This window comes from Paraburkholderia sp. 2C (assembly GCF_054589215.1).
Genome location: NZ_BAAILL010000046.1, coordinates 114216 through 121147, shown reverse-complemented (window position 1 = coordinate 121147; position 6932 = coordinate 114216). Strand labels below are relative to the sequence as shown.

Sequence of the window (6932 nt, the reverse complement as noted above, 5' to 3'; positions counted from 1 at the left end):
CCCCCCCCCCCCCGCTGCCGCCAGGATCGACCGCCTCGATGGTCTGGTTATCGAGCGGCCCGGCGAAGTCGTGCGTGAACCACCATGGAAACCCGTTCATCGCGGCGACGATCACGGTGCGCGGCCCGATCATCGGCTGCAAGCTGGCCGCGATGGCAGGCAGCGTCTGCGCCTTGAGCGCAATCACCACGTAGTCCTGCACACCGAACGCGTCCGGCGCATCGCCGGCATTGACGCGCACGACGGCTTCGCGTGAGCCGTCGATCACCTTGAGCCCGTCCGAGCGCAGCGCATCGAGCGTCTTGCCGCGCGCGAGCACGCTGACCGAATGGCCGGCGTGCACCGCCGCCGCCGCGATCAAACCGCCGATCGCGCCCGCGCCGACAACAGCCGTGCGGATGGGTTGCGGGGCCGATCGCGATTCGGAACTCATCGCCTGTCACTCCCTGTATGAAGTATCGATACGATCGACCTGCCGCAGCAACGCATGCAGCACATCGGCGCCCGCACCATGACGTGGATCGAATTGCAGGGCGTCCCGTGTGCTGCGCGCGGCGATATCGTCGGGGATCGCTCGCGCCGTACCCAGCGTTGCGGTGGCGAGTTGCACCTCGCAGGCGCGATTGAGCGTCCATAGTCGCACGAACGCTTCGGCTAGCGTCGAACCGATCGACAGCAAGCCGTGGTTGCGCAAAATCATCAAACGCTTGTCGCCGAGGTCGGCAACGATACGCGCGCCTTCGTCGGCGCGAACCGTGACACCTTCGAAATCGTGATACGCGATCATGTCGTGCAGCTGCGCCGCATAGAAGTTGGTATTTTCGAGTCCCGACTGCGAACAGGCGACGGCAAGACCCGCGGTCGTATGCGTATGCATCACGCAGTGCGCATCGGGCAGCGCACGATGAATCGCCGCATGCACGACGAATCCGGCCGGATTCACCGGATACGCCGACGCCCCGATCACGTTGGCGTCGACATCGATTTTTACGAGGTTCGACGCATTCACTTCGGTGTAGTGCAGTCCGAACGGATTGATCAGAAAATGCGTGCCCGGGCCGGGTACGCGCACCGTGATGTGGTTATAGATGAGTTCGGTCCAGCCGAGCATCGCGAAGACGCGATACGTGCCTGCTAGCTCGATGCGCAACGCACGCTCCGTATTAGCGTGACTCGCATCGTGACTCGCGGTCATGCCGGGTTGCGGGACGGGTTGCTGGTTATCGACAGCGGACATGGCGGTCTCCTCCCCGGCGGCACGTGCAATTCGCGCAGAAGACGGCTGCTGCACGGCAACATGACGGTCAGCGCAGCATAGGACAACCTGGTTGCATGCGCAACGAAAACGCAAGCCATGCACGACTCTTTTTCTAGTGCGCTTTTAGCAAATCGTAATGCGGCGTTGCTACGATGACGGCCCCTTTCCCGTTTTTTGATTTCAGAGGATTCAGGATGAAGAAGGTTTTACTGGCGCTGGTTGCCGTCGCGGCAGGAATGGGTAGCATCTCGTCCGCATTTGCCTACGACTACCACCATGAAGTGTGTCACAAGGTGCGCGTTCATCATCATTGGGAGCGTCGCTGCCACCACTGATGGTCGATGTGACTCGCACGATGTGACTCGCCATTAGACCCCGCATTACGCGGGGTTTTTTGTTTCACGCTGACTCCAGCACCGAAATGCGCTGGAGTGCGCCACAGCCCGATACAGCAGGTTTATCAAGGGCTTAGATCGCTTCAACATATGCCGGTGCTTTCCGAAACCCGCCCCGGCTTTCCTCCTGACGGTTCTTAGCTGACACCTGGATTCCGGGGCTACCCGAGGAGTCAGCATGGCTAAGATCAAGCTCACCAAGACCGCCGTGGAAACGGCGCAAGCTCAGGCGCAGGCCGTCGAACTGCGGGATACCGTAGTGCCCGGCTTCCTGTGCAAGATTACCCCAGCGGGCCGCAAGGTGTTCATGCTCCAGTACCGGACGAACGCCGGCCAGCGCCGCAAACCCGCCTTGGGGTTGTTCGGGGAATTGACCGTCGAACAGGCCCGCGTCATGGCGCAGGATTGGCTGGCCGAGGTTCGCCGGGGCGGTGATCCCGGCGGTGACAGGGCCGAGGCTCGCAAAGCGCCCACCGTCGCCGAGTTGTGCAAAAAGTTCATGGAGGACTACTCCAGGAAGCGCAACAAGCCCAGCACGCAGGACGGCTATCAGGCCGTCATCAACCGCAACGTCATCCCGTTGCTCGGTCGCAAGAAGGTTCATGAGGTAAAGCGGCCGGACATTGCGGGGCTGATGGAAAAGCTCTCGTACAAGCCGACCGAGGCGAACAAGACCTTCGGCGTGCTGCGCAAGATGTTCAATCTGTCCGAAGTGTGGGGCTATCGCCCGGACGGCACCAATCCGTGCCGCCATGTCCCGATGTACCCGCCGGGCAAGGAAACGCGGCTGATCGTGGACGATGAATTGGTGCGCGTCTTCCGCCAGTTGGAGAAGCTGGAAGCGGAAGGACTGGAGAACTACGTCATCCCGCTGTCGATTCGCCTGCAATTCGAGTTCGCTGGTCGGCGCTCCGAAATCTGCAAGCTCGAATGGGATTGGGTGGATCTGGAACACCGGCGCGTCGTCTGGCCGGACAGCAAGACCGGCGGCATGTCCAAACCCATGAGCGAGGAAGCCTATCGGCTGCTGTCCACCGCACCGCGTCTGGAGGGCTGCCGCTATGTCTTGCCGAAGCCCAAAGACCCGACCAAGCACCTGACCTACGGCCAGCATTATTGTGGCTGGTGCCGGGTGCTCAAGGCGGCCGATGTACCGCACGTCGGCACGCATGGCATCCGCCACCGCTCGGCGACGGACATTGCCAATTCCGGCGTCCCCATCAAGGTCGGCATGGAGCTGACCCAACACAAGACCGTCGCTCAGTTCATGCACTACGTCCACACCGAGGACAAGCCGGTGCGCGACGCGGCCGAACTGGTGGCAAGCCGGCGCAAGGCGCTTACCAGCGCAGTGCGCACCGTGGAGGCCACGGCATGAGCAAGAAGACGCTTGCGACGGCGGGGAAATCCCCCGCCGCCTTGCCCGCTGGCTATGCCGGCATCCACAGCGGCATCGTCGAACTGCTCGATGCTGCGCGCCACGCGGCGGCGCGCAGCGTCAATGCGTTGATGACGGCGAGCTATTGGGAGATTGGCCGTCGCATCGTCGAAGCCGAACAACAGGGCAAGCGGCGCGCGGGCTACGGCGAGCAGTTGATGGTGCGGTTGTCTGCCGACTTGACCACGCAGTTTGGGCGCGGATTCAGCCCGGACAATCTGGAGAACATGCGGCTGTTCTTCCTCGCGTACCCCCGGCCGGCAATTTCCGAGACAGTGTCTCGGAAATTGGATCTCGCCGAGCTGGCCCAGGTGTTCACGTTACCGTGGTCGGCCTACGTCCGACTGCTGTCGGTCAAGGACGGCCATGCCCGCCAGTTCTACGAGGCCGAAGCTCTGCGCGGCGGCTGGAGCGTGCGCCAGCTCGACCGGCAGATCAACAGCCAGTTCTACGAGCGCACGGCGCTGTCGAAGAACAAGGCGGCGATGCTGGTCAAGGGCGCCGTGCCGAAGCCGACCGATGCCGTCACGGCCGATGATGCGATCAAAGACCCGTTCGTGCTGGAGTTCCTTGACCTCAAGGACGAGTATTCCGAGTCCGATCTTGAGCAAGCCCTGATTCGGCGGCTGGAGGATTTCCTGCTCGAATTGGGCGATGGCTTCGCCTTCGTTGGGCGGCAACGTCGCTTGCGCATCGACCAGACGTGGTATCGCGTCGATCTACTGTTTTTCCATCGCAAGTTGCGCTGCCTGGTCATCATCGACTTGAAGCTCGGCGCTTTAACCCATGCCGACGTGGGCCAGATGCACGTGTATTGCAACTACGCGAAGGAACACTGGACGTTCGCCGACGAGAACCCGCCCGTGGGCCTGATCTTGTGTGCTGACAAGGGACATGCGCTGGCGCGGTACGCGCTGGAAGGTTTGCCGTCCAAGGTAATGGCGGCGAACTATCGGATGGTGCTGCCGGATGCCGAAGTGCTGCAAAAGGAATTGGAGAACACGCGGCGGCTGGTCGAATCTCGCGGAAAACTGCTCTCCAAGAAACGCAAGCGATAACCGGGCGTCCCGGCGTGCCGCCGTCGGGTTCGCGGGCTGCGCCCCGCGCCTCGTGCCGAGTCGCGGCCATCCGGCTTTGACCCCTGACGCTTTCGACCTTCGACCCTCGCGGGTCTGCGCACTTCCCAACGGCAAGAAGGCAGAAGGTGGAGTGTGGGCGGTCTTGCTGTTCCCTTCACCGTACCACGGCGTTCTCGCCGTCAAGGGCTGCGCGCCTTTGGCGCTTGCGGCCGTGGCCGGCTACGCCCCCTGACGGCTTGCGCTGCGCCGTGCTGGCGACGGTTCCGGGCAATTCCGCCCGTGCAACCGGAGATCGTCATGAACGACAAATCGCACGTTTCCCTCGAACAACACGTTTGCCTTGTCTGCGGCGCTCGCTTTGACACCGGAGCCATTCTGCTGGATCGCCGTCTGCGAGCGAGCATGGAGCACCACACGGCGACCGGCTGGGGCTTATGCGCGGAACACCAGAAGCTGTCCGACGATGGCTTTGTCGCGCTGGTCGAGTGCGACCCGCAGCGCAGCGGCTCGTCCGGTGCTGATCGGATGAAGCCCGAACAAGCGTATCGGACGGGGCGATTGGCGCATCTGAAACGCGAGGTGTTCGCTCGCGTGTTCAACGTGCCGATCGCGGACAAGCAGCCATGCGTATTCGTCGAATCCGGCGTCATCGAGCAGTTGCAGTCGATGGTCGCGCACTGATCGCGGCTACATCCGGCGCGTCGCTCCCAGGGGCGACGCACTTTTTTCAGCCTTGATTCATCAATCGAACTTGACCAGATCCTTGAAGATCAGGTGCCCCCAACTATTGCCGCGCGCTTGCACAAGCAATCCACCATCGGCAAGTCCGCCGAGTTGGATTGGTGCGAAACCGAGATTTTTCGCAAGCGAGCCGACCTCCGCTGCGGCACCATCATCATCGCTTGCCAGGAACACGACTCGCTTACCACCATGCACGGTCGGGTCTTGGGCAAGCGTAGCCGCGACCAAATGGTTGAAGCCCTTGACCAGTTTTGCACCGGAGAAAGCCTGTGCAACGAACCTGGAAGAAGGCTGTCCTCCTAGTTCATCAGGGGGCACGCCGTAGGCATTGGTCACATCGACGATGATCTTCCCTCGCCAAGTGGGAAGCGCCTTTGCGACCTCGGGGTGCGACTCGAAACGAACCGCCAAAAAGAGGATGTCCGCCTTGACGGCTTCCGCGAGAGTTACGGGAATGATCGTATGCCCGATGGCGGCGGCGTCGGCAGCAAAGCTCGCCGGGTCGCGCGTGGTCGCAACGGACACTTCGATGCCATTGCGGGCAAATGCCTTGGCAAGCGCCTGGCCGATCTTGCCGAAACCGAGGATTGCGTAGCTCATGGATTCTCTCCGTGCTGCTCGTCAAAGTTGCGCGAGGCCACCGTCAACGGCGACTTCGCTGGCGGTCATGAAGCTGCTGTCCGGCGAGGCGAGAAAGGCCGCCGCCGCACCGATTTCCGACGGATCGGCCATCCGCTGGAGCGGCGTCATCGCGCCATACGCCTTCTGGCCTTCCTCGCCCAGCGCTTCCTTCGCCAGTTCGGTGGCGGTTGCTCCGGGCGACAGCACGTTGACCCGAATGCCGGTGCCTTTCAGGTCTTCCGCCCAGGTCTTGGCGAGATTGCGCACGGCCGCCTTGCTCGCGCTGTAGGCCGTGAATCCTGGGGCACCCGTGGTTCCGGCGCTCGATCCGGTCAAGATGATCGAACCACCTGCGCCCATCAACGGCAGCGCCTTCTGCACGGTGAAGATCGTGCCCTTCACATTGGTGTCGAAGGTGTCGTCGATGTGCTGGGCGGTGATCTGGCCCAGCGAAAGCGGGCTGCCCGCACCGGCATTGGCAAAAACGATGTCGAGGCTTCCGCGCTCGGCTTTCACCGCCGCATAGAGCCGGTCGAGGTCGGCCTCGTCGGAAACCGAGCCCTGCACCGCGCGGGCATGGGGGCCGAGGCTGGCCAAGGCCGTATCGAGTGCTTCCTGCCGACGGCCGAAAATGAAGACGAACGCGCCTTCCTCAATGAAGCGCTTTGCCGCGGCGAGGCCGATGCCGGTGGCACCGCCGGTAATCACGGCAGTCTTTCCTTGCAGTCTGGTCATGTTGTGCATCCTTTGTTGGTTGGAGTTGCACAACTATGCGGTTCAAGTTACCTTTCAACAAGTATGCACTTTTTGGTAAGTATAGAAAATGACGAGCATTTCTGAAATCTGCGATACCGGCTGTGGACTCAATGCCACACTTCGCATCATCTCGGGCAAGTGGAAACCGCTGATTCTGTTTTTCCTGCGCACCGGCCCGAAGCGCTACGGCGAACTCAAGCGCCTGATTCCGGACGTCAGCGACAAGGTGCTGATCCAGCAATTGAAGGATCTGGAAGCGGATCGCGTGCTGGCACGAACCGACTACAAAGAAGTACCGCCGCGTGTGGACTACGCGCTGACCGCGCTGGGCCGCAGTCTGGCCGAGGCAATCGTTCCGCTCTGCACTTGGGGAACCGAGCACGCGGCGGAAATGGCGAGCATCTTTGCCGAGCGCGACGTTGTAGCTTAGTCGAAGGCTGAAGAGCCGCTGGACGGTCGCCGACCGCACGGTACGCGCCCGCCGCTGGCATGGCGATGGCGACGTGCGCGGCTATCGTCCGCCGCGCGGCTGGACAGCCTATGCCGACCTGACCGACTTGCACCCCATCACAGGCCGCGCCTTGCCGCGTGCCGTGTGGTGGATTGTCGAAACCAAGGAATAACGACTAGCACCGGCTCCAAGC

The 6932-nt window shown here is 62.2% G+C and carries 10 protein-coding genes; 6 read left to right on the top strand and 4 right to left on the bottom strand.

Annotated elements, in window-relative coordinates:
* On the bottom strand, positions 1–433 hold a 433-nt coding region (locus ACYPXD_RS24255; RefSeq protein ID WP_459717022.1), incomplete at its 3' end, for a 2-dehydropantoate 2-reductase N-terminal domain-containing protein.
* Positions 434–439: 6 nt separating this feature from the next.
* A complete protein-coding gene (locus ACYPXD_RS24250) occupies positions 440–1237 on the bottom strand; it encodes a class II aldolase/adducin family protein (RefSeq protein WP_459717019.1) in 798 nt (265 codons plus the stop codon).
* 215 nt (positions 1238–1452) lie between these two features.
* Between ACYPXD_RS24250 and ACYPXD_RS24245 the strand changes: the two genes are divergently transcribed.
* From ACYPXD_RS24245 to ACYPXD_RS24230, 4 genes are all read left to right on the top strand, one after another.
* Positions 1453–1593: a hypothetical protein gene (locus tag ACYPXD_RS24245; RefSeq protein WP_459717017.1), complete on the top strand. Its 141-nt coding sequence runs from the start codon at positions 1453–1455 to the stop codon at positions 1591–1593.
* Positions 1594–1831: 238 nt separating this feature from the next.
* Positions 1832–3031 (top strand): tyrosine-type recombinase/integrase, encoded by a 1200-nt coding sequence (locus tag ACYPXD_RS24240; protein WP_459717015.1) that lies wholly within the window; start codon positions 1832–1834, stop codon positions 3029–3031.
* On the top strand, positions 3028–4149 hold the full coding sequence (locus ACYPXD_RS24235) for a PDDEXK nuclease domain-containing protein (protein ID WP_459717012.1): 1122 nt from the start codon (positions 3028–3030) through the stop codon (positions 4147–4149). The genes ACYPXD_RS24240 and ACYPXD_RS24235 overlap by 4 nt, the downstream gene beginning before the upstream one ends.
* A 318-nt stretch (positions 4150–4467) precedes the next feature.
* Entirely contained in the window at positions 4468–4851 is a 384-nt protein-coding gene (locus ACYPXD_RS24230; RefSeq protein ID WP_459717074.1) for an ATPase, read from the top strand.
* Between the two features lie 60 nt (positions 4852–4911).
* Here the strand turns inward: ACYPXD_RS24230 and ACYPXD_RS24225 are convergent, their stop codons facing one another.
* Both ACYPXD_RS24225 and ACYPXD_RS24220 read right to left on the bottom strand, forming a co-directional pair.
* A complete protein-coding gene (locus tag ACYPXD_RS24225; RefSeq protein WP_459717010.1) occupies positions 4912–5511 on the bottom strand; it encodes an NADPH-dependent F420 reductase in 600 nt (199 codons plus the stop codon).
* A 21-nt stretch (positions 5512–5532) separates the two neighbouring features.
* Entirely contained in the window at positions 5533–6267 is a 735-nt protein-coding gene (locus ACYPXD_RS24220; RefSeq protein WP_459717007.1) for an SDR family NAD(P)-dependent oxidoreductase, read from the bottom strand.
* Positions 6268–6355: 88 nt separating this feature from the next.
* Here ACYPXD_RS24220 and ACYPXD_RS24215 point away from each other — a divergent pair, with 88 nt between their 5' ends.
* The gene (locus tag ACYPXD_RS24215; protein ID WP_459717005.1) at positions 6356–6718 is read left to right on the top strand and encodes a winged helix-turn-helix transcriptional regulator; all 363 of its coding nucleotides are present in this window, start codon (positions 6356–6358) and stop codon (positions 6716–6718) included.
* Positions 6719–6725: 7 nt separating this feature from the next.
* Positions 6726–6911 carry a hypothetical protein gene (locus tag ACYPXD_RS24210; RefSeq protein WP_459717071.1) on the top strand — a complete coding sequence of 62 codons (186 nt, stop codon included), beginning with the start codon at positions 6726–6728 and terminating at the stop codon, positions 6909–6911.
* The last annotated feature ends 21 nt before the right edge of the window (positions 6912–6932 follow it).

Bases quoted from the DNA above. Each gene is read 5' to 3' on its own strand.
- ACYPXD_RS24215 (WP_459717005.1), top strand. From the start codon at position 6,356: ATGACGAGCATTTCTGAAATCTGCGATACCGGCTGTGGACTCAATGCC.
- ACYPXD_RS24235 (WP_459717012.1), top strand. From the start codon at position 3,028: ATGAGCAAGAAGACGCTTGCGACGGCGGGGAAATCCCCCGCCGCCTTG.
- ACYPXD_RS24230 (WP_459717074.1), top strand. From the start codon at position 4,468: ATGAACGACAAATCGCACGTTTCCCTCGAACAACACGTTTGCCTTGTC.
- ACYPXD_RS24250 (WP_459717019.1), bottom strand. From the start codon at position 1,237: ATGTCCGCTGTCGATAACCAGCAACCCGTCCCGCAACCCGGCATGACC.
- ACYPXD_RS24245 (WP_459717017.1), top strand. From the start codon at position 1,453: ATGAAGAAGGTTTTACTGGCGCTGGTTGCCGTCGCGGCAGGAATGGGT.
- ACYPXD_RS24240 (WP_459717015.1), top strand. From the start codon at position 1,832: ATGGCTAAGATCAAGCTCACCAAGACCGCCGTGGAAACGGCGCAAGCT.
- ACYPXD_RS24225 (WP_459717010.1), bottom strand. From the start codon at position 5,511: ATGAGCTACGCAATCCTCGGTTTCGGCAAGATCGGCCAGGCGCTTGCC.
- ACYPXD_RS24220 (WP_459717007.1), bottom strand. From the start codon at position 6,267: ATGACCAGACTGCAAGGAAAGACTGCCGTGATTACCGGCGGTGCCACC.